The organism is Arthrobacter endolithicus (assembly GCF_026627425.1).
Lineage (GTDB): Bacteria > Actinomycetota > Actinomycetes > Actinomycetales > Micrococcaceae > Arthrobacter_M.
Window position 1 is genome coordinate 1 of the sequence record NZ_JAPNLH010000007.1, and the last position, 21692, is coordinate 21692.

Genomic DNA, 21692 nt, shown 5'->3' on the forward strand with positions numbered 1-21692 from the left:
ACAACGACATCCCATAGTCCATCCCTCCAGCACACCAAAGCACCCGACCATGCACCAGAGATTTCGCGAGCACATCCCAAATGCGGCACGCACCCCATTTCGCGAGCACTTTAGCTGAGTCTCGTCGCACCCTTGCGTCCTTTGGAGAACGTGCCGAGAATACAGTCATGACCAGCCGACTTGCCACCATAGCCATTGATGCCCAGGACATCCGCAGGATCGCCGCCTTCTGGTGCGAGGTGCTGGGCTGGAAGATTATCGAGGAAGACGCCGGCGGCATTAGCATCGCGGCCCAGGACGGCTCCGGACTGTCAATCGATGTTCTGCATGTCCCGGAGAGCAAGGGCATCAAAAACCGCCTGCATTTTGATCTTCGGGCGGAAGATGCGACGACGTCCCAGGAGTTGGATCGGCTGCTTGCGCTGGGAGCCAGCCGGACCGACGTCGGGCAGGGCCCGGATGTGACTAGGGTGGTGCTTGCAGATCCGGAGGGGAACGAATTCTGCCTATTATCCCGCTCTGTTCAGGAGCTGTGAGCGGTTCCCGCGCCACGGCGCCCGTTTTTCAGCGCTGGGCAGCCAAGCCGTGGCCAACCAGCAAAGGAGTAACTAAATGCGGATCGGAATAATCGGCGCGGGAGCGGTGGCTCGTTATCACGCCGCGGCAGCTGCCCGGATACCGGAAATGAAATTAACAGCTGTTTGCGATCTGCTGTTGGAGTCGGCTGCCGCGGTAGCCGGGCCCAGTGGTGCCGCGGTGTTCACCGATTACATTGCCCTCTTGGACAGCGGATTGGTTGACTCGGTGATAGTGAATACCCCGCACGGCCTGCACCGGCAAATGGTGGTGGCTGCAGCGGACCGCGGGCTGGACGTGCTGGTCGAAAAACCGATGGCCACCACTGTGGCGGACTGTAATGCCATGGCCGCCGTATGCAGGGCGGCCGGCGTGACGCTTCTCGTGGGACAAATTCAGCATTTCCTGCCGGAGAAATTGGCCGTGCAACGCGCCTTGGCTGCGGGGGAGCTCGGTGAGGTGCTGATGATTCATGACTTTCGGAGTACCGATTACCGACCCGGTCACCGTTCGGCGTGGTTTTTTGACCGCGCGATGTCCGGTGGTGGTGCGTTCATGAACATCGGCGGCCACTGCCTGGACCGTTCCCTTTGGTTTGGCGGAGCCCCTGCCATCTCTGTGCACGCGCGCACGCTTAATCGCTTTGACGCACCTGTGGAAACGGACGGCGACATGGAGCTCTGCCTGGCAAACGGCGTGGCGGTGTCCATCGGGATTGTCTCCGATATGCCGCGCCATGTTGATGAGATCAGGGTGGTCTGCGACCGCGGCCTAATAATTGCCGATCCCCGCAAGGGGACCTTCCTGCAGCGCGATGGGCGAACCACCATCTTGCATGAGTCAGGGCCCGAGGACATTGAGACCGGCTTCCTGTTCCAACTGCAGGAGTTCGCGGCGGTAGTGGCAGGGGCGCCCCCTGAGGTCAGCCTCACGCACGCCCGACACATAGTGCAGGTGATTCTGGCCGCCTACGATTCAGCGCTTACGGGCACCGCGGTTGCGCTATAAAGTGGGCGCAGATGCACTCGGCGCCAGCGGCCAAGGCCGGAAGGAATTGTATGCGATTGGCATTTTCCACCCTGGGAGCGCCCGACGCTTCCGTATCGCAATTGCTCCACTGGGCGCGGCGGTTTGGCGTCCGTGGGCTTGAGATACGGGTGGACGACGGCGGCATAGCGCCTTTGGGGCTGTCCGCGGCCGGGCGCGCGGTGCTTCGGCAGGCACTTGAGGATGCTGGGGTGGAAGTGTTGGCGCTGGCGAGCTACGTCCGGATCTGTGCGCCGGGACCGGATCAGGACGTCCTGGCTGGCCTACGGGAGAACCTGCAGCTGGCAGCGGATTTGGGGGCGGCAGGGATGCGCGTTTTCCCCGGCGCAGGGGTCGATCCCTTGGCGACGGCGGACATGTCGGGCTTCGATGGTGCAGGTGCCCGGCGGCTTTCGGCGGTGCTGGGCGAGGCCCGCCAGATGGGGGTCCGGCTGCTGCTGGAGACGCACGATTCACACCCCCGGGGAGCGGATGTGGTGCGTATAGTGGCGCTGGTTGATGACCAGGGGGCGGATTTGGCCGCGGTTGCGGCCGACGCCGAACCAGACCCGTCCGGCGTCGGCATCATCTGGGATGTGCTGCACCCGTGGCGCTATGGAGAGGCCCCGGAGGAGACGGCGCGGCACGTTGCACCGTACTTCGCCTACCCCCAGTTCAAGGACGCACACATCGGCTCCGCGCCGACGGATGTCACGCTCCGGCTGCCGGGGCAGGGCAGCGTTCCGCTGCGGGAAATGGCGCGGCTGGCCATTGCCATGTCGGCAGCGCAGGGCAACGGCGATCCGTGGTTCTCGCTGGAATGGGAGAAGGCCTGGCACCCGGAGCTGCCTGACCTTCCGGAAGCCTTGGCAGCCCTGCAGCAGGTACTGGCAGCGGACTAGATCACGGAATCAAAGCCGCAGGACTCGACGCGCAGGGATGCGCAGCCGCTCATGGCTTGCGGGCGAAGATCTCCACGGGGGCCAGGACGCCAGCGCGGAACGCTGCCAGCAGATTGGCCATCCGCGGCGGCCCATCCGGTCCCAGGACGAGCAGCGGGCCGAGCTGCGACGGACCCTTTTCCGCAGTCCGCGCCTGTCCGCGCTCCATAAAAGCGATGCCAAATTCGCGGCAGTTCCGCTCCGAGTCGACCGCAAAGCCTGCCGCTTCCAACCCCTCGGAATATTCCAACGGCGTCCTGACGAAGGAGTCGGCCGGCACCGTGCACCACGGCAGCGGGAAGGTGGGTTCGTCGTCGCTCATCCGCATCACGTCGTAGACGGCGAAAACGCCGCCGGGCTTGAGGACACGGAAAACCTCGGCGAACAGCGCAGCCTTTTCATCGATGTTCATCCCGACATGCAGCATGGTGGCGACGTCAAATTCGTCGGCGCCAAACGGCAGCGCCAGCGCGCTGCCCTGGCTGAAGGTCACCTGTCCGCTGAGCCCGGTCCGCTCGGTCAGTGATCGGGCGACCTGGACAAATTCCGGGGTTAGGTCGACGCCGTCGACCTTTGCCCCAAAACGCTGCGCAAACAGGCGGGCGGGGCCGCCGATGCCGCTGCCCACGTCGAGCACGCGGGAATCGCTGTGGATGCCGGCGCCGCGGGCCAGATCCTCGGTGGACTTGATGCCGCCAATGTGGAATTCATCGGCACCGGCGAGGTCGTCCTGGTGCAGGTGGTCCGGGTCACGGCCCTCGGTCTGCAGGGCCTGAAGAAGCCGCTCCTGCAGATCCCCGCGCGAGTAGTGTTTGACAACATTGGCTTCCGTATCCACGACGATCTCCTTGTCCCCGAACCTGTTCTGCACGCCGAACAAATTCATGTCGAATAACAGCACGCCTGAGAACTAAATAATGAGCCGATCATACGCCCGGTTGCCCGGGCGGCGTCCCCTCCAACCGGCAGCTCTATCCGGTCGTGGCGATGTCCTTGGCGTCCAGAATTCGGTAGGCGTATCCCTGCTCCGCCAGGAAGCGCTGGCGCTTGGCCGCAAAGTCCTGATCCAAGGTGTCCCGTGCCACCAGGGTGTAGAACCGAGCTGAGCGCCCGTCAGCCTTGGGTCGAAGCAGCCGGCCAAGCCGCTGCGCTTCCTCCTGCCGGGATCCGAAGGAGCCGGAGACCTGAATCGCCACGGACGCCTCGGGCAGGTCGATGGAAAAGTTTGCTACCTTCGAGACCACCAGGGTATGGATGGTCCCGTTCCGAAACTCGCCGAAGAGCCGCTGCCGTTCCTTAACGCTTGTCTCCCCCTTGATGACCGGGGCGCCAAGGCGTTCGGCAATTTCATCGAGCTGATCGATATACTGCCCGATCACCAGCAGTTGCTCACCCTGATGGGTCTTGACCAGCCGCTCCACCACGGCGGTCTTGGTTTCGCTGGTGGCGCAGAGTCGGTATTTGTCCCCGTCATCGGCCATTGCGTAGGCCATCCGTTCGTCGCGGGGCAGATCCACCCGCACCTCCACGCAATCCGCCGGCGCGATGTATCCCTGCGCCTCGATGTCCTTCCATGGGGCGTCGTAGCGTTTGGGTCCTATCAGCGAGAAAACTTCGCCTTCCCGGCCATCCTCCCGGACCAGCGTCGCCGTGAGTCCGAGCCGCCGTCGTGCCTGCAGATCCGCCGTCATCCGGAAGATCGGCGCCGGCAGCAGGTGCACCTCGTCGTAGATGATCAGACCCCAGTTATTGGCATCCAGTAGTTCCAGGTGCGGGTAAAGGCCGCCGCGCCGCATGGTCAGGACCTGATAGGTGGCAATGGTGACCGGCCGGACCTCCTTGACGGCGCCGGAATATTCCCCGATTTCCGCCTCCGTGAGACTCGTCCGCTTGAGCAGCTCTTCCTTCCACTGCCGCGCAGACACGGTGTTGGTGACCAGAATCAGGGTGGTGGTGCCGCTGACCGCCATCGCCGCAGCGCCCACCAGCGTCTTGCCAGCCCCGCAGGGAAGGACGACGACGCCGGAACCGCCGGCCCAAAAGTTCTCCACCGCGAGCTGCTGGTACGGCCGCAGCTTCCAATCCTCCTCCAACAGCGCGACGGGATGCGGGGTCCCGTCAACATAGCCGGCCAGATCCTCCGCCGGCCAACCGATCTTGAGCAGGAGCTGCTTGAGCGCACCGCGTGCGGACGCATGGACGACGACGGTCATCGGGTCAATGCGCGGGCCGAGGAGCGGCTCAATTTTCTTGGCCCGAATGACCTCTTCGAGAACCGGAAAGTCATCGGTGCGCAGCACCAAACCGTGTACCGGGTCCTTTTCCAGACGGAGCCGGCCGTACCGCGACATGGTCTCTGCGACGTCAATCAGCAGGGCATGCGGCACCGGGAAGCGGGAGTACTTCAGCAAGGTGTCCAGAACCTGCTCGGCGTCAAGCCCGGCGGCGCGCGCGTTCCACAGGCCCAACGGCGTCAACCGGTAGCTGTGCATGTGCTCCGGGGCACGTTCCAGTTCCGCAAACGCCGCGATCGCGTGCCTGGCCTCGGTGGCCTGCGGATGATCCACTTCCAGGAGTATGGTCTTGTCGCTCTGCACAATCAGCGGCCCGTCGGTCATTACGTTGCCCTTTTCTCGTCCGTCTCATCCGCCAGCTCAACGTCCATCACCCGGTGAATCGAGACCACGCGCTCAATCTCACGATCCGGATCGTAGACCCGCACCCGGCCACCAGTGACCGAGAGCGGCACCAGCACCTGCTGGTCATGGTTGCCGTTGCTGTCCACAATTGAAATATTCACGGACTTCTTCAACCGGATGGCCTGACGCAATATTTCCAGCCCCAGCTGGGGAGCGGTTTCTGTGCCGGCTGGAGCCCACGATGGTTTGCTCCGCAATGCCGAGAGCTGGGCGGCAATTTCCGCCTCGGCCGGGTCTTCCCCGCCGGTACTGCTCGGGACCGGGCCGGACGCCCGGACCACAGATGGACCGGTCTTTGGCACTTTCACCACGCCGCCGTCGGCCTCGGTAAGGGCCGGGGACATGCCTACTGCGCGCAGCGCTGCGGCTGACTCGCGCGCCCCTACTCTGGAAATCAGAACGGTGGGGGCCAGCGGAACCAGGCCAAGGTGCTTGAGCGCGGGCAGCTGCGTCAGTTCCCGAAGCATGGCGTCATCCTCGCTCTGCACAAAGCTGACAGCCGGCCCCACGCGCAGCCTGCCGTGCCGGGCGGCAGTATCCTCCACTAGATAGCGCAGCGGCTGTGGAATGTCGGTTGCCGAATGCCGGCCCAGGAAATCGAGAATCCGCACGGCGTCCTGCCCGGAGTCCAGAGCGCGCCGGATCGAGGCCGGGCTGAACCGGTAAATGGTGGCTGGCCCCTGCCCCTCCGCCTCGGCCAGCAGGTTCAGCTCCGCCGTCAGCTCCGGAGAGAGATACCCGGGGGCGACGGCGGTCAGATCGGCCTGCAGCAAGACGTGCGTGAGCGGTTGCGGCAGCGCAGCGCGCAGCATGCCCACGGCTTTTTCCGGGGTACCGGCTGCGACGGCGTGTCCCACCTTGGTGAGCGATCCGGAACCTGTCAGGCCGAGCAGTTCCGACTCGCGCAAAAAGCCCGGCAGGAGACGGCGGAGCCGCCGGGCCAACCGGGGTCGCCGCCATTGGAAGCGGGCCAGGATGGCGGCCTCACCGAGCACGGGGGCGGTATCAGGACCACCGGCATCTTCGGCGCTGAGCTCGGCCATGACGAAGAGCGTCTGCTTGCGCAGCACAGGAGCATCGGGGCGGTGGGCCTCTGCGGCCAGCGCATTGATCGGTCCGGCTCCGCCGACTGCGCCGGAGCTCCGTGCAGCCGACTGGCTGGCAAGGAATGGTGCGCGGTCCGCCGCGAGCCAGGATGTTGCCAGCCAGAGCCACTGCTGCTCCCGGGGCAGTTGCTGCCAGCCGGTCGTCGACGGTTGCCATCGGGATGTGTCAACGTCCAGGACCAGCAACGATGACAGCGCTGCCAGTTCCAAGAGCTGCGTGGTCAGTTCCGTGTCCACCCGCAGGGCATCGGCCAATCTGCGTATTTCACGCACCCCCACCCCACCCGCGCGGAGAGTGGCCAGCGGGGTGTCCCGGATCTGCGTGAGCAATTCTGTCTCAAGCCGCAGCAGCTCCGCAATAGCCCCCAACGCCGCGTTGGTGCGCAGCGAGGCCCTGGTCCGTTGGAGCTCCGCGGCGGGCGGGGTGGCGGTAAAGTCCCGGATCATGACGCGCCCGCGGAGCACAATGGCAACATCCGACGGCAGCTCTACATGCTCGTTATCCAGCGGGATCAACAGTCCTCGGGCCAGCAACCAATCCACCGGTGTTGCGTCCGCTGCCTCCGGCCGGACGGCTCGCTGGGCATTCTCAACGGCCCCCATCGCTCCCGTGCTGAAGCGTGCGAGCATGGCCGCCGTGGTCTCCGGAGCGGACGCTAAGAGCTGATCGAGCAGACCGGGAGCGTTCACCCATGACTGCATCGCCAGCGCGGCTTCCAGCGCAGTGGAAGCAGAACCGACGCCGGCCCCGAACCGATGCAGGGCTTGAACGGTCTGCAGCAGGCGAGCCCCGACCAAGGGCTGCGTGCGCACCAGCTCAGGGTAACTGCGGCCCAGTCCGGCCGGGTGCAGTCCGATCACATCCTTCAGGCTGCTGACGGCCAGGTAACCGCCGGATCCGGCTGGATCCCTGTACAGCAGCCCACGCGCGTGCAGCTCCTTGAGAATTACCTCAATCACGGCCAGCGTGCTGCCTGCGATCAGTGGTTTGAGCGATCCGGCGCGGGCACTTTGCCCCAGATCCTCGTTGGTAGTCAGGTGCAGTACTTCCAGCACCTGCAGCTGCGGCTTATTCAGCGCATCCAGGGCCCGGGCAACGCTGACTCTGGCACAGGCACGCGCAGCGAGGGCGGCAAAATCCGGTACCGGGGGCGAAATTAAATCCGGCCGGGCATCGAAGAGCGAGCGCAAGGACTTGTCGCTTCGCGCCGCCAGTTCCGCCGTCAGAATCCTAATTGAGGACATCCCACTAACGGTATCGCGGCGTGCCTAATCTAAAGCCGGCGCCCGAGGAAGGGGCGCTGCGCGAACACGCTCCGGTCTGGAAGGAGCCTGTGCGCCGCGCTAGAGCTGGCGCCGGCGGGCAATAGCCCGCAGCAGTGCGGTTCCCAGCAAAATAAAGGCCAGCGGCAGCCCGATCATCGCGATCCAGTCCAGCCCGACCCAGGGCTGGCCGCCGGCGACTTTGATCAGCAGGACCGCTGCCAGGGAGGCGACGCAGACAATGGCGAGCGCCGCGGCCAGCGCATTGAACACCTGGCGGTTGCGACCGGAATCCTGTTGCCTACCATCTTTCCGGCTACGGTCATTCTCAGTCATGCACATAACGCTAACAGCGGACATGGGGTGCGACAAAGCACCGCCTTCGCCCAAACGCACGGGAGCAGGGGAGCAACAAGCTAATCTAGAGAGAGCAGACCAACACGCCTGACGCTGTCGCGCCCTTTTATGGTTCCCTTTCAGGGTTTCCCGTAATAAGACGCAGACGGCAACAGGCGCAATTCGAGTACGACGACGAACGAGGTAACCTAAGTGCCAACCGGGAAAGTCAAGTGGTATGACAATGAAAAGGGCTTCGGCTTCCTGACTACCGACGACGGAAAGGAAGTCTTCCTGCACGCCAACGCCCTGCCGGAAGGTGTTTCTGACGTCAAGGTGGGTATGCGGATGGAGTTCGGCGTCGCCGACGGGCGCAAGGGCGCTCAGGCTTTGGCCGCCCGGATTCTGGACAAGGCCCCTTCCGTAGCGAAGGCCAAACGGATGCCGCCGAAGGATCTGGCGCCGATTGTGCAGGATCTGGTGAGCATGCTGGAGAAATCTGTCGGCGGGCTCACTAACGGCAAATACCCGGACGGCGATGCGGCCAGGATTGCAGCCGCGCTGCGCAAGGTCGCCGAAAACTTCGACGCATAATGGACGATTCTTCAACTCCCCAGGCGGCCGACGACCCGGCTGGTGCGGACCAAGCGGACGTGCCGATGGCCAAGCGGCCTAAAATCCGCGTCGGCGTCCCGGTCTGGCGCACCGGTAAGCCCGATTCCGTCCTGGCTGCCGCCGTCGATGTAGCGCGCAACGCCATCCTTTCAATTGCAGAGGTCCGGCAGATCGGTGTGCATCTGGGAGTCCGCAGCGAGGGCGAACGCGTTGCGACGCACCTTTTTGAGAGCAAAATGCCCGGCTACGGCGGCTGGCAGTGGTTCGCGGTCCTCACCCGCGTTTCCCGGTCCAAGACTGTCACCGTAGATGAAATTGGTCTGTTGCCGTCAGCCCAATCCGTGCTCGCGCCGGAATGGGTCCCGTGGGCGGATCGCGTGCGGCCAGGGGACGACGACGAGGCCGTCCAGCTCGCCGGCCTTATCACTGCCGAAATAGACGCAGTGGCAGCCGATGACGCATCCGAACGTGAGCAGCTGTTGGATCAGGAAGCGGCGGACGCCGAGGCCGACACGCACAACTGAGGCCGGTGTCACTGGAACCGACGCAGGCCGGCGCGGAACGACTCAGCCGTTGGAAATCACAAAGTCGATACAGGAGATCAGGGCGCTGACGTCGTCGGGCTCGATGGCGACAAAGGTTGCCACCCGCAGCTGGTTCCGTCCGAGCTTTCGGTAAGGTTCGACGTCGACAATTCCATTTGCGCGCAGCACCTTGGCCACCGCGGTGGCGTCCACGGAGTCGTCAAAATCAATCGTGACAATCACATTGGAACGGTCCGCACGGTCCGCTACAAAGGGCGACGCGACGGCCGACTGCTCTGCCCAGGAGTAGAGCCTGTTGGCGGAGTCAGCGGTCCGGGCGGCCGCGAACTCCAGGCCGCCGCTGCTGTTCAGCCATTTGATCTGCTCGTTCAACGTCACCAAGGTGGCCAGCGCCGGAGTGTTGTAAGTCTGGTTCAGCCGGGAATTATCGATCGCCGTCTGCAGATTCAAAAAGTCCGGGATCCAACGATCGCCGGACTCGATCTTTGCGGCCCGCTCCAGCGCTGCCGGAGAAAATAGCCCAAGCCACAGGCCGCCGTCGGACGCGAAGTTTTTCTGCGGCGCAAAGTAGTACACATCGGTCTGGCTGATGTCCACGTCGAGTCCGCCGGCCGCCGACGTGGCATCAATGACCACCAGCGCCCCCTCGTCGGCGCCGGAAACGCGTTGTACCGGCGCAGCAACGCCCGTGGAAGTCTCATTCTGCGGCCACGCATAGACGTCCACGCCGGGCTGCGGGTGCGGCGCAGGGCGCGTGCCCGGCTCCGAAGTGATGATGGCGGACGCATCCAGGAACGGAGCGTTGTTGGTGGCCGCGGCGAACTTGGATCCGAACTCGCCGAAACTCAGATGCTGGGCCTTACGCTCCACCAGGCCGAAGGCTGCAATATCCCAAAAGGCCGTTGAGCCGCCGACGCCGAGAACCACCTCGTACCCGTCCGGAGCCTGGAAGAACGTGCTCAGGCCGGTCCGGATTTCGCCGACCAGGTTCTTGACAGGGGCCTGCCGGTGGGACGTGCCTAAAAGGTTCGCTCCCGCGGCGGCCAGCGCTGCCACTTGTTCGGCGCGGACCTTCGAGGGGCCGGCGCCGAAGCGTCCGTCACGGGGAAGTAAATGCGCCGGGATGGTCAGGGCAGTGGATTGGCTCACCGGTAGCTCCAAGGATTGTGTGATGTGGACAGACGTCGTCGGCTGGTGACAATTCTGCCGCAGCCCGGCCGTCAGAACGAAACCGTCCGCGTAATTTTTCGCTCTCTGGCCGGCACGCTAACGTAGAGAGAAACTAATGCAGGCAGATAGCGCCAGGAGGCTGTTGACTTGTCCGACCTGATCGACACAACAGAAATGTATTTGCGGACCATCCTGGAGCTGCAAGAGGAAAACATCGTGGCCCTGCGCGCACGCATTGCGGAGCGGCTGCATCATTCCGGCCCGACGGTCTCGCAGACCATCGGCAGGATGGAACGTGACGGGCTGGTGGTTGTCTCCGGGGACCGGCATCTGGAGCTGACGGAGCTGGGCAAGCACAAGGCAACCTTGGTGATGCGAAAGCACCGGCTGGCCGAAAGGCTGCTCTCCGACGTGATCGGGCTGGAATGGGCCTATGTCCACGATGAGGCCTGCCGCTGGGAGCACGTCATGAGTGAGCGGGTGGAGCGGCGCATCTACGAGATGCTCGGTCATCCCGACGAGTCACCGTACGGCAATCCCATTCCGGGGCTCGAAGAACTCGGTGGCAGGACAGCAGGTTCCTTTACCGAAGGGGTGATGAATCTGCTGGATGCGATGCCGCTATATACGGAGCAATCCCGTGTCGAGATCCGACGGCTGTCCGAGCGGATTCAGGTGGATCCGGAGCTGCTGACCCAGTTCGATGAGGGTGGGCTGCGGCCGGGCGCGCGGATATCGCTGGCCCTGGTAGGCGGTTACATTTCAGTGCGCGTCCCGGAGATTGACGGCGCTTTGGAGCTCCCACCGGAGGTCGCCGCACATGTTTTCGTCTCGCTGGGCTGAGTTATAACGAATACATCACGGCCGGAGTTTCTGGCGTATAAAAATTAGCTCACGCTGAGATCAAAGCGTTACCTGATCCGTCATTAAAACTTGCCGGCGGAGCAGGTGTAAACCCCTTGGAAAGGACGGGGGACCCACTTTCGGCAGCTGACAGCGGCTGCCTTGGGGTGAAGCCTTGTGCGGTACTTTTCCCACGATGAAGCGTCCACGTCAAGCGCCCCGTCGCAGCGGCACTGAGCCACCTGGGCCGAGTTGTAGAGCATCTCTCAGACTCGAATCCGACAGCTAACTCCGCAGCGGCACCGGGGCGTGTCAGCAGGTTCGTTTCCACCGGGCTGAGCCAGAAGGCCGGAATGGTCCTGGCAGCTGCTGGGTTGGCGCTGGCCGTGACCGTGCCGACGACGACGGCGTCCCTCGCCGGAAGTGTAACCGATGCTTCCACCGTTCTTGAGCCGGCGGTGACGGCGGCGGTTGGCCGGAGGGACCGTGACCTTTACAGGCTGGCACCCGTTTGGGGGTGGCAATCGGATCGTAGTCGAGCATGGAAACGGATTAGCGACGACATATAACCACCTTTCCAAGGTCGGCGTCATCGTGGGGCAGAAGCTGGAGCGCGGCGCTCAGATCGCGCTGAGCGGCACCACGGGGGCATCCACAGGCTGCCACCTGCATTTTGAAGTCATGGTCGATGACACTCCTGTTGACCCGCTGGGCTGGCTTTGAGCACCGTTCGTCGTCGCTGAGTTATCAACAGGTCACCGTGACCTGAATGTGACATTGGATCGGATCTGTTGTAGCGTCTTACTCGCGCCAACTTGTACAGAAGTTGGCGTCCTTGAGTGGATTGCCTAGCTCTGCCACCGCTCACGGTCCGTTCGCAACAATCGTCTGGCAGGGGCGGGGGAACCAATATCGGGCTTCGCAAGAAGTCCTTGGGGTTAAGTCGCCAAGCGTCGAAGTGGAGGAGATCCACGTCGGATGTAAGGCGGCCGGGTGACTCCCATCCGAATCCGACAGCTTACCTCGCAGGCATTGGGAGAGGCATCAGTCGTGTCATCAGTCAATAACCTTGGTCGCCACCGTGCGGCCACGGCCACTACAAACCCGCTTTCGGCCATTTCTAAAGCCGTTTCCTCGAATGCGGGGACTGTGGGCCGTCAGGCAGCAGTCATTGCCGCCGCTTCGGGCCTGATCCTGAGCATCGGTCTTCCGGCCCAGGCCTCTGAAACCGGCCGCGTTTCGTCGGACGCTTCTGCATCTGTCCAAGTTGCCCCGCTCTCCATCACAGCACCGGCAACTGCCTCCGTTTCCTTTGCCCGTCCCACCGTCAGCTCTGCACCGGCTGTTGTTCCGGCAGCCGTTGCGCCGGTAGACGTTGCGCCAGTGGCCGTTGTCCCGGTGGCTCCTGCTGCCAAGATCGCCGTTGCCGCTGCTGACGTCGCTGCTGCTGACACTGTCGCCGCAGTGGCACCGGCGCCAAGGGCCGCCGCGCAGCCCGCTGCCGCAGCCAAGGTTGAAGTCCCGGCACCAGCAGCTCCCGTGGTCGGGAGTGGTCATTCCGGTGTTGCCGCAGCTGCCTACGGCGGAATCGGTCACCCCTACGTCTGGGGCGGCACCACGCCTTCCGGCTGGGACTGCTCCGGATTTGTGCAGTGGGCCTACGCCCAGGCTGGCATCTCCATCCCGCGCATCAATCAGTGGGTTGGCATGGTTCAGACCTCTAACCCGCAGCCCGGTGACTTGGTTGTCCAGAACGGCGGCGTCCACGTCGGAATCTATGTCGGCAACGGCATGATCATCAGCGCGCTCAACCCCAGCGATGGAACTGTGCTCCTGCCGGCCACCGCGACGGGCACCTCCGTCTTCTACACGCTCCCTTAATAGCTAACTAGATACCCGGGTAAATACCCGGGTATTGCCTTCCACGCGGGCCGGCGGCCCGCGAAAATCATTCCGCTGAGCCCCCCAAGCCGATTTGTATCAGCTTGAGGATCGATCAGCTTGAGGACATTGAAAGTGAGCACCACATGACCAACAGTGCACCCATTGCACGGCACCGCGCCGCGGTGTCAAAGACCAGCTCGATTTCGGTAATCGCTAAAGCCGTCAGCTCCAATGCCGGCGGCATGGGCCGCCAGGCTGCGGTCATCGCCGCCGCTTCCGGGCTGGTTCTGACCACCGGCATCGCGGCAAACGCCGCCGAACCGACAATGACGCGGGTATCCGATGCGTCGTCCACACTGAACGTCAAGGCCGAAGCGGCGCAGACCGTTACGGCTGACTCCACGGTCAAAATGGCGTTCGCCAGGACGGCCAACGCCTCCACTCCGGCGCCGGCCCCTGTAGTGGAAGCCCCTGTAGTGGAAGCCCCTGCAGTGGAAGCCCCCGTCGTGGCGCAGGCCACCACGAAAGCTCCGGTCGCTGCCGCTCCGGCCGTTGCGCACGTGGCCGCCCCGGTCGCAGCCGTTGCGCCTGTTGCCGCTCCGGTTGCTGCCCCCGTTGCTGCCCCGGCTCCGGTTGCTGCCCCCGTTGCTGCCCCGGCTCCAGTCGCAGTTGCACCGACGCGTCCCCCCGCTCCGGCAGTAGCCAGGGGCGTCGGCGCCACCATTGCTGCTGCGGCTTACGCCCAGCTCGGAGTCCACCAGGACTGCACCGCGCTGGCCAGCAATGCGCTGGCCGCGGCGGGTATCTTCTACCACGGCTGGCCGGCCGGGTACATGTCCTTGGGCCGGACCGTCTCAGCCGGAGAGGCCCAGCCGGGCGATCTCATCTATTACGACAACGCAGGCGCCGGTGTTCCGCACATCGCCGTTTATGTTGGCAATGGCCAGGCAGTCCACGGCGGATTCAACGGCGGCAACACGCAGCTGTTCAGCGCCTACCTGGGCTCCGGCCCGGTATTCATCGCGATCGGCCACTAGGTCACCAGCCGCTGCAACGGCAAATAGTCTTCGGCTCCCGTCCTGCGGCGGGGGCCGAAGCTATTTAATGCGCGTCGGATTGGGCGAATCGGCTGCTCATTGTTTAGTCTTATCCGTAGAATCCACGGTTCGAAAACCAGCGGAGGGCAGCCGGCTCTGTCGCAGCGGTGACGGACTTTGCCGAAAAGAAGCGTGTGCATGCGCACTCTCATTCTCAATGCCGGATACGAACCACTGGCGGTGGTGACCTTCCGCCGGGCGCTGGTCCTTGTCCTTTCGGGGAAAGCCAGTGTCCTGGCCGAAAGTGATGATCCAGTGGTGGGCCCCACCGAAATCCTGGGCCGCCCCTCCGTCATCCTGCTGACCCGTTACGTGCGGTTGCCGTATAACCAAGCCGCTCCGGTCACCCGGCGTGGCGTGCTGCGCCGTGATGAGCATCGATGCGCCTACTGTGGGAAGAGCGCTACTACGGTGGATCATATTGAGCCCCGCTCCCATGGCGGAACGGAAAGCTGGGAGAATCTGGTGGCCTGTTGCCTGCGGTGCAACGGGTTGAAGGGGAACCATACGCTCGCCAAAATGGGCTGGAAGCTACGGGTCAGCCCGGAGCCCCCGCGGTCGGGTTTCCGGCAGATCAAGGAGTTGGACACGCCGGTGCCGGAGTGGATGCCATTCCTTCGGCAGGAGTCGGCGGCGTAAGCTGAGGGAAGCTTCGAGAAAGGGCGGCGTCATGATTCAGCCAGTCACGTTCGTGGAGATTCACAGTCCTGATATGGCTGCCACACGAACCTTCATGCAGGCAACCTTCGGCTGGGATCCGCAGCCGTTCGGAACGCCGGATTACCTGATGTCTGAGCACAGCGGCGCGCCGGGTATTGATACCGGGCTGATGACATCCCAGGACGGTGATCCGCATGCCACCCCCGTGATCGCCGTTCCCGACCTGGACGCGGCGATGGCCGCCGTTGTCGCCAACGGCGGTGAGATAGTTTATCCGCGCTTCGATAAGGGCGCGGCAGGTGGAGCCAGTTACATCGTGGATCCAGCCGGGGTGCTGCTCGGACTGGCACAAATGAAGACTGAGACGGTCGACGACGGCGCCGGCGAGGAACGTCTCGGGTTTGCCTAAGCAACCCGGTAATGAAGACCAAACTGGCGCAGCCAACAGTCCTCACCTCGGGGAATCCCGCATCGCGGGCGCCGTTGTCCTTGCGGGCGGGCGGTCTTCCCGTCTTGGCGGTACGGCGAAGGCGGCTTTGACGATCGGCGGTGTCAGCCTGCTGGCGCGAACCGTGGCGGCGGTCGGGGACTCGCTGCGGTCAAGGCAGCGGGCCGTGTCAAATGTTCCCCTCATCGTGGTGGGACCTGCGGAACAGCTGCGCTCCCTGCTCGGGCCCTGCGCGGCGGCCGGGACGGCGCTGCTGACTCCGACGGAGAATCGTAGCGAACAACCGCTGATCCTGGTGCGCGAAGAGCCCGCTTTCTCCGGCCCTGCTGCCGCACTCGCCGCGGGGTTGGGCCGCCTCATCACGCTGGCGGGATCAGGCAATTATGTCCTGGTGCTCGCCTGCGATATGCCCAGGGTGTCGGCGGTGCTCCCCGCGCTACTGGACCGCAGCATAGCCGCCGATGGTGTCCTTGCCACCGATCAGGGGCGGGACCAGCCGCTGGCCGCCGTCTACCGCATAGCCGCCTTAAGCGATGCCATTGACAGGGCGCGGCGGGCGGGAGCGTTGGCGAATGCTTCGCTCTTCTCTCTGATTGCTAGTCTGGAGGTGGCTCGGACGGAGGTCCCCGCCGGCAGTACCGCGGATGTCGACAGTTGGGCAGACGCCGCGAGGTTGGGCGTTGACGGGATCCCCGGCATCAGTCCACCGGATGCAGCCGACGGCGGCTGACGGAGGACTGTCAGCCCGTTGCGCAGTATAGATTTAACCCAGGTGAACCAAAACCGCGCCTGCGGTCTCGGTTTGAACGTATTCACACATCAGGAGCCGTCATGAAGAGCCAGGAAGAGTTGCTGGAGGATTGGGTGCACACACTGCTGCAGGGCTTTGAGATCGCCGAGCTGTCGATCGACACCAACGCCATCCTCAAGGTCGCCGGCGAGGCGGCACATGCCGTGGTGCGGCCGGCCGCTCCGTTGACCACCTTCATCGCCGGTCTGGCCGCGGGACTGGCGGCCGGCTCCGGCCAGGCACCCGAGGCGGCGGCAATGCGGGCGGCCCTAGAGCTTGCGGGGAAAATGGCAGCTGCCGAAGCCGACGGGACCGTCTAATGCCCAGTGCCGAACCGGCGCCGGCACCGTCCGTCTTCCCGGCATCGTCCGTCTTCCCGGCAGCGTCCGGGCTCCCCGGCCCGCGGGTGAGTTTGCCGTACAGCTGGGACGAGGCACGAGCGAGGGCCTACGACTGTGTGGTTCCGCTGCCGGCACATTCGGTCTCCCTCGATCAGGGAATAGGTCGGATCCTGGCGCAGGACATTACAGCCCTGCAGGACATTCCGCACTATGCGTCGTCGGCCATGGACGGCTGGTCGGTTGCCGGCAGCCCTCCGTGGATTCTGGCGGAGACCGGACACCGGCTTTCTTCGGGGCAGGCCGCCCCTGTTGTGACCGGCGGATTGATCCCCGCAGGGACCAAGGCCGTGCTGCGCAGCGAGTCGGGGCAGTTGAGCCGGGATGCGGACGGGCTGCCGGTACTGGTGCTCAGCGAAAGTGCTCGCCCAGGAGAGCCCAAGGGGGGCCAGCACATCCGCAGGCCAGCGGAGGAGGCCAGAGCCGGGGAGGTTATGGTACGCAGCGGCCAGACGCTCAACCCGGTTCATATTGCCGTAGCAGCGCTGGCCGGGCTGGACGAGGTCCAGGTGTTGGGGCAGCCCTCGGTGAAGCTGATCTTCACCGGCGATGAGGTGGTCTCCGCCGGATTGCCGGAACCGGGACAGGTCCGCGATACCTTCTCCCCGCAGTTGGCGGCGGTGGTCCGCATGCTCGGGGGCGCGGTGCTGGAACAGCAGCGCGTCGCTGACAGTCTGGCGGCAATGACCGCTGCACTCGAAGATAGTGTGGACGATCCTGCCGACGTGATTATCACCACCGGTGCCACCGGCCGTTCCAGCGCTGATTTTCTGCGGGCAGCCGTGGCCGGGCTCGGTGGCACGATGGTTATCGATGGGATCGCCATGCGCCCGGGTCACCCCACACTGCTGGCCGAGTTCCCGGACGGCCGGTTGCTGGTGGGCCTGCCGGGGAATCCGCTCGCGGCGATGATGGGCCTATTGACCGTTGCGGCGCCGCTGCTGGCCCGGCTCGGCAGCCGTGAGCTGCCGGTAACAGGGGAGGTATTCTGTGGTTCACCCATTGGCGAAAGCCCGGGACGGACACGTCTGCTGCCGTACCGGTTGGTCTATGGCTTGGCATCTCCGACAAAATTTGCGGACTCGGGCATGCTGCGCGGTCTGGCGGCGGCCGACGGCGTGATGCTGGTGCCGCCGCACGGCGCCAAAATGGGCGAGGCCATAACCGCGATTCCGCTGCCGTGGCAACGGCCATGATCAATAAGGAGACTCTATGGGACGGCTGACGCAACGCGTCCGAATGACGAAAGTCCGAATGTCGACGTCGACGGCGACGGCACGCGCAGGATCGGCGACCCATGGCTCGTCGACGCACGGAACGGTGCCGGCGGCTTCCATCTTCCGGGCGGCCGAACATCATGGGGAGGACACCCTGGCGGTGGAGGAGCCGCTGGAAATCCGTCTGGGGGACGTGCCCTTCAGCGTGACGATGCGGACTCCGGGTGATGACTTCGACCTGGTGGCAGGGTTCCTCGTCTCCGAGGGCGTTATTTGGGAACCAGGTCAATTGGTATCGCTGCGGTTCTGCGCCGGCGAGGACGAGAACGGCCGGCAGACCTTCAACGTGGTCCAGGCCCAGCTGCGACCGGATGTTGAACCGCCGGATACGGGCCTGGCCCGGCACGTGTACACCACCAGTTCCTGCGGAATTTGCGGCACGGCATCCATTGACGCCGTGCGGAAATCTTCCCACTTCGCGCCGGACGCACCGGTGCCCGGGGTGCCGTTGGTGGGGGTGGAACTGCTGGCTTCGCTGCCGGATAAGCTGCGGCAGCGGCAGAAACTCTTCGACCGGACCGGCGGAGTACATGCCGCCGGTTTGTTCAGTGCAAAGGGAGAACTGTTGTGTCTGCGTGAGGACGTTGGCAGGCACAACGCCGTGGACAAGGTGGTGGGGTGGGCCCTGCGGGAAGGCAGACTGCCCCTGAACTCAACTGTGCTCCAGGTTTCCGGGCGGGCCTCCTTTGAGCTGGTGCAGAAGGCATCCCTCGCCGGAGTGCCGATCCTCGCGGCGGTGAGCGCGCCGTCGTCGTTGGCCGTGGAACTGGCCGAAAGCTCCTCTTTGACGCTCGTCGGGTTCAGCCGGGGCAGCAGCCTGAACGTTTACAGTCATCCGGAACGGGTCCTCGACCAATCCATCCATTGAGGAGTATCCAGTGCAGGATGACAGACTGCTGACCGAGGCCCGCTTGAGCCGCTTTGTCCGGGATCGGCTGCTGCCCGGCGTCTACACCCGCAGCGTCCCGCTGACCGTCACCGGCTGGACCGTTCCCGGCGAGCCCGTTCCGTTCAGCGAGGCGACGGCGCCGGCCACAGTGCGGGAGTACGTTCCAGTCGCACCGGGCGCCGCATGGGGGGCGCCCTGGTCCACGACCTGGCTGCACCTCACCGGACTGGTACCGGCGGGGTGGGGGAGGGCCGGCACGGCGTTGGAAGTCGTGGTGGATCTGGGTTTCACCACTGAGCTCCCCGGATTCCAGTGCGAAGGCATCGCCTGGCGGCAGGACGGAACCATCGCGAAAGCCATCTCGCCACGCAATCAGCACGTAGCGCTGGAGTTACTCGCCGGTACCGGCGCAGCGGAGGCCGGACAGCAGGCCGGCGGCGCGGAGGCCGGGCCGGCGAGTGCGGACGTTGGCAGGGCTGTGGACTTCTACGTAGAGGCGGCAGCCAATCCCGACGTGGCGGCGGGTTTCAGCTTCGCCCCCAGTCTCCTGGGGGACAAGGCGACGGCGGGCACGCTGCCGCAGTATCGGCTGGGGCCGATTGTGCTGGCCGAGCGGGATCTGCAGGTCTGGGAACTGTGCCAGGATGTCGCTGCCCTCAGCGGCTTGATGCTTGAACTGCCAACGGACCTGCCGCGCCGCTCCGAGATTCTGCGTGCGCTCGAAACCATGATGGACGTGATGGACCCGGATGACGTCGCGGGCACCGCCCTGGTCGGCAGGAGCGTGCTGGCCGGAGTGCTCAACAGACCGGCGTACGCATCCGCGCATGGCGTAGTGGCAACCGGCCATGCCCATATCGACTCGGCGTGGTTGTGGCCCGTGCGCGAGACCATCCGTAAATGTGCCAGGACGTTCGCTAACGTGCTGGCCCTGATGGATGACCACCCCGATTTCTTCTTCTCATGTTCCTCCGCCCAACAGCTGGCGTGGATGAAGGAGTACTACCCGGACTTGTTTGGCCGGATCAAGGCCAAAGTGGCCGCCGGGCAGTTTGTTCCGGTGGGCGGCATGTGGGTCGAGTCGGATACAAATATGCCCGGCGGGGAGGCGATGGCGCGGCAGTTTGTCGAGGGGAAGGATTTTTTCCGGCGGGAGTTCGACATTGACTGCAAGGAGACGTGGCTGCCGGATTCCTTTGGCTATTCTGCAGCGCTCCCGCAGATCGCCCGGGCGGCGGGAATGAAATGGTTCCTGACCCAGAAGATCTCCTGGAACCAAGTGAACAAGATGCCGCACCATACCTTCCTCTGGGAGGGCATTGACGGCAGCCGGATCTTTACGCATTTCCCACCCGTGGACTCCTACAGTTCGGACTTGGGCGCGGCGGACCTGGCGCACGCGCAGCGGAACTACCGTGAGCAGGGGCGCGGCACCTTGTCGCTGGTTCCCTTTGGCTACGGCGACGGCGGCGGCGGCCCCACCCGCGAAATGATTGCGGCGGCGCACCGGTCATCGGATTTGGAGGGCTCACCCACCGTGGTGATGGGAACCGCAGCACAGTTCTTTGAGCAGGCGCAGGCCGAGTACCCGGACCCTCCACTCTGGTTGGGCGAAATATATCTGGAACTGCACCGCGGCACCTACACCAGCCAGGCGAATATGAAACGGGGTAACCGGAGGAGTGAACACCTGCTCCGGGAAGCCGAGCTGTGGGCCACGACGGCCCAGGTGCGCACCGGCGCAAAGTACCCGGCCGCGGAACTCAAACGCCTCTGGCAGCTGGTCCTGCTCCAGCAGTTCCATGACATCCTGCCCGGCAGCGCCATTGCCTGGGTCCACCAGGACGCCGAACGCAACTATGCCGCCGTCGCCCGTGATCTGGAAGCCCTCATCGCTGCCTCGGCACGGGCTCTGCTCGGGGAGGGGGAGACGGAATTCCTGCTGAATGCTGCCCCGCATGAGCGTTCCGGCGTTCCTGCGCTCGCGGCGACCTCGGCATCCGTCCCCGAATTGCCGGTCGATGTCACAGCTCGGGACGGCGGGTACATTTTGGACAACGGAATCATTCGGGCCGTACTGGACGGCAACGGACTGCTGACCTCTCTGATGGACTATGCCACCGGTCGGGAGGCCATTGCCCCGGGGAGCTTCGGCAACCACCTTCAGCTGCACCGCGACACTCCCAATGCCTGGGACGCCTGGGACATCGACGAGTTCTACCGCCGCAATGTCACCAGTTATGCACAAGCCCGCTCGGTGACCCTCGAACGCGCCGGCTGGGACGCCGTCGTCGTGGTAGAACGCCTCGTCGCTTCCTCGCCGGTAACGCAACGGATCCGGCTGGCCGCCGGCGCGCCGTCGCTGGTTATCAGTACCGTTGTGGACTGGCAGGAAAGCGAGAAACTGCTCAAGCTCAGCTTCCCGTTGGATGTGCGGGCTGACCGCTCCGCCGCGGAAACGCAATTCGGCCACATCTACCGTCCCACGCACAGCAACACCTCCTGGGAGGCGGCCAAATTCGAAATCTGCGCGCACCGCTGGATCCACGTCGGCGAGCCGGGTTACGGCGTGGCCATCTCCAACGGTTCGACGTATGGACACGACGTGACCCGGGCGGTCCGCGCGGGGGGCGTGTCGGGATCGGAGGGCACGACGACGACGGTCCGGCTCTCGTTGCTGCGCGCGCCGCGCTGCCCGGATCCGTTCACCGACCAGGTCCGGCACGAACTGACGGTGACTATCCGCCCCGGTGCCGGGATAGCCGATGCTGTGGAGGAAGGCTACCGGACCAACCTGGAGCCACGTCTGGTGCTGGGCGCGCACGGCGCCGACCCGCTGCTCACTGTTTTTAACGCGGCGCTGGTGATCGAAGCGGTGAAGCTGGCCGAGGACGGCTCGGGTGACGTCATTGTCCGGCTGTATGAATCGCTGGGAGAACGTTCGGTAGGGCTCATCACTGCGAACTTTCCTGTTCTCGGGGTGCAGGCCACGGATCTGCTGGAAGTTCCGGTTGCCGCCGTGCCGGGTGTTACGCTGGGCCCGGATTCGGTCCAGCTGACGCTGCGGCCGTTCCAGCTGCTCACCCTGCGCTTCCGCCGCTGACCGGGCAAGTCCGGTGCCCTGCGGCA

20 protein-coding genes, 1 pseudogene and 2 riboswitches are annotated in these 21692 nt (G+C 64.6%); of the genes and pseudogenes, 16 read left to right on the forward strand and 5 right to left on the reverse strand.

The window, feature by feature from the left end; translation table 11 throughout:
• Positions 1–167 precede the first annotated feature (167 nt).
• From OS914_RS07725 to OS914_RS07735, 3 genes are all read left to right on the forward strand, one after another.
• A complete protein-coding gene (locus OS914_RS07725) occupies positions 168–536 on the forward strand; it encodes a VOC family protein (protein WP_267545486.1) in 369 nt (122 codons plus the stop codon).
• 76 nt (positions 537–612) lie between these two features.
• The gene (locus OS914_RS07730; protein ID WP_267545487.1) at positions 613–1584 is read left to right on the forward strand and encodes a Gfo/Idh/MocA family protein; all 972 of its coding nucleotides are present in this window, start codon (positions 613–615) and stop codon (positions 1582–1584) included.
• A 50-nt stretch (positions 1585–1634) separates the two neighbouring features.
• Positions 1635–2504, forward strand: a complete 870-nt coding sequence (locus OS914_RS07735; RefSeq protein ID WP_267545488.1) for a sugar phosphate isomerase/epimerase family protein — start codon at positions 1635–1637, stop codon at positions 2502–2504.
• A 49-nt stretch (positions 2505–2553) separates the two neighbouring features.
• On the opposite strand, the gene OS914_RS07740 is transcribed toward OS914_RS07735, so the two are convergent.
• The 4 genes from OS914_RS07740 to OS914_RS07755 form a co-directional block, all read right to left on the reverse strand.
• Positions 2554–3444 carry a methyltransferase domain-containing protein gene (locus OS914_RS07740; RefSeq protein ID WP_267545489.1) on the reverse strand — a complete coding sequence of 297 codons (891 nt, stop codon included), beginning with the start codon at positions 3442–3444 and terminating at the stop codon, positions 2554–2556.
• Between the two features lie 70 nt (positions 3445–3514).
• Complete coding sequence (locus tag OS914_RS07745) at positions 3515–5161, reverse strand: DNA repair helicase XPB (RefSeq protein ID WP_267545490.1); 1647 nt, start codon at positions 5159–5161, stop codon at positions 3515–3517.
• Complete coding sequence (locus OS914_RS07750; RefSeq protein ID WP_267545491.1) at positions 5161–7593, reverse strand: helicase-associated domain-containing protein; 2433 nt, start codon at positions 7591–7593, stop codon at positions 5161–5163. Before OS914_RS07750 ends, OS914_RS07745 begins: the two co-directional genes overlap by 1 nt.
• A 99-nt stretch (positions 7594–7692) precedes the next feature.
• Positions 7693–7947 carry a hypothetical protein gene (locus tag OS914_RS07755; RefSeq protein WP_267545492.1) on the reverse strand — a complete coding sequence of 85 codons (255 nt, stop codon included), beginning with the start codon at positions 7945–7947 and terminating at the stop codon, positions 7693–7695.
• Positions 7948–8160: 213 nt separating this feature from the next.
• Between OS914_RS07755 and OS914_RS07760 the strand changes: the two genes are divergently transcribed.
• Both OS914_RS07760 and OS914_RS07765 read left to right on the forward strand, forming a co-directional pair.
• Entirely contained in the window at positions 8161–8541 is a 381-nt protein-coding gene (locus OS914_RS07760) for a cold-shock protein (protein WP_267545493.1), read from the forward strand.
• On the forward strand, positions 8541–9086 hold the full coding sequence (locus OS914_RS07765) for a DUF3027 domain-containing protein (RefSeq protein WP_420713894.1): 546 nt from the start codon (positions 8541–8543) through the stop codon (positions 9084–9086). The genes OS914_RS07760 and OS914_RS07765 overlap by 1 nt, the downstream gene beginning before the upstream one ends.
• 42 nt (positions 9087–9128) lie before the next feature.
• Here OS914_RS07765 and serC read toward each other — a convergent pair whose 3' ends face one another.
• A complete protein-coding gene (serC, locus tag OS914_RS07770) occupies positions 9129–10256 on the reverse strand; it encodes a phosphoserine transaminase (protein ID WP_267545494.1) in 1128 nt (375 codons plus the stop codon).
• 168 nt (positions 10257–10424) lie between these two features.
• Between serC and OS914_RS07775 the strand changes: the two genes are divergently transcribed.
• The 11 genes and pseudogenes from OS914_RS07775 to OS914_RS07825 all read left to right on the forward strand — a co-directional run bounded on the left by OS914_RS07775 (position 10425) and on the right by OS914_RS07825 (position 21666).
• The gene (locus tag OS914_RS07775) at positions 10425–11120 is read left to right on the forward strand and encodes an iron-dependent transcriptional repressor DtxR (protein ID WP_267545495.1); all 696 of its coding nucleotides are present in this window, start codon (positions 10425–10427) and stop codon (positions 11118–11120) included.
• A gap of 102 nt (positions 11121–11222) precedes the next feature.
• A riboswitch (cyclic di-AMP (ydaO/yuaA leader) is annotated at positions 11223–11435 on the forward strand.
• 159 nt (positions 11436–11594) lie between these two features.
• A pseudogene (locus OS914_RS07780) lies at positions 11595–11843 on the forward strand (M23 family metallopeptidase); the annotation flags it as partial.
• 136 nt (positions 11844–11979) lie between these two features.
• Positions 11980–12166: riboswitch (cyclic di-AMP (ydaO/yuaA leader) on the forward strand.
• Between the two features lie 4 nt (positions 12167–12170).
• Positions 12171–13001 carry a C40 family peptidase gene (locus OS914_RS07785; protein ID WP_267545496.1) on the forward strand — a complete coding sequence of 277 codons (831 nt, stop codon included), beginning with the start codon at positions 12171–12173 and terminating at the stop codon, positions 12999–13001.
• Positions 13002–13147: 146 nt separating this feature from the next.
• On the forward strand, positions 13148–14041 hold the full coding sequence (locus OS914_RS07790; RefSeq protein WP_267545497.1) for an NlpC/P60 family protein: 894 nt from the start codon (positions 13148–13150) through the stop codon (positions 14039–14041).
• Positions 14042–14239: 198 nt separating this feature from the next.
• A complete protein-coding gene (locus OS914_RS07795) occupies positions 14240–14740 on the forward strand; it encodes an HNH endonuclease (RefSeq protein WP_267545498.1) in 501 nt (166 codons plus the stop codon).
• 31 nt (positions 14741–14771) lie between these two features.
• Positions 14772–15170, forward strand: coding sequence for a VOC family protein (locus tag OS914_RS07800; RefSeq protein ID WP_324290632.1), 399 nt, complete (start codon positions 14772–14774; stop codon positions 15168–15170).
• A complete protein-coding gene (gene mobA, locus OS914_RS07805; RefSeq protein ID WP_267545500.1) occupies positions 15163–15939 on the forward strand; it encodes a molybdenum cofactor guanylyltransferase in 777 nt (258 codons plus the stop codon). The genes OS914_RS07800 and mobA overlap by 8 nt, the downstream gene beginning before the upstream one ends.
• Before the next feature lie 101 nt (positions 15940–16040).
• Entirely contained in the window at positions 16041–16319 is a 279-nt protein-coding gene (locus OS914_RS07810) for a DUF6457 domain-containing protein (RefSeq protein ID WP_267545501.1), read from the forward strand.
• Positions 16319–17593, forward strand: a complete 1275-nt coding sequence (locus tag OS914_RS07815) for a molybdopterin molybdotransferase MoeA (protein ID WP_267545502.1) — start codon at positions 16319–16321, stop codon at positions 17591–17593. The genes OS914_RS07810 and OS914_RS07815 overlap by 1 nt, the downstream gene beginning before the upstream one ends.
• Before the next feature lie 16 nt (positions 17594–17609).
• On the forward strand, positions 17610–18542 hold the full coding sequence (fdhD, locus tag OS914_RS07820) for a formate dehydrogenase accessory sulfurtransferase FdhD (RefSeq protein ID WP_267545503.1): 933 nt from the start codon (positions 17610–17612) through the stop codon (positions 18540–18542).
• 10 nt (positions 18543–18552) lie between these two features.
• Positions 18553–21666 (forward strand): alpha-mannosidase, encoded by a 3114-nt coding sequence (locus OS914_RS07825; protein ID WP_267545504.1) that lies wholly within the window; start codon positions 18553–18555, stop codon positions 21664–21666.
• Positions 21667–21692 lie beyond the last annotated feature (26 nt).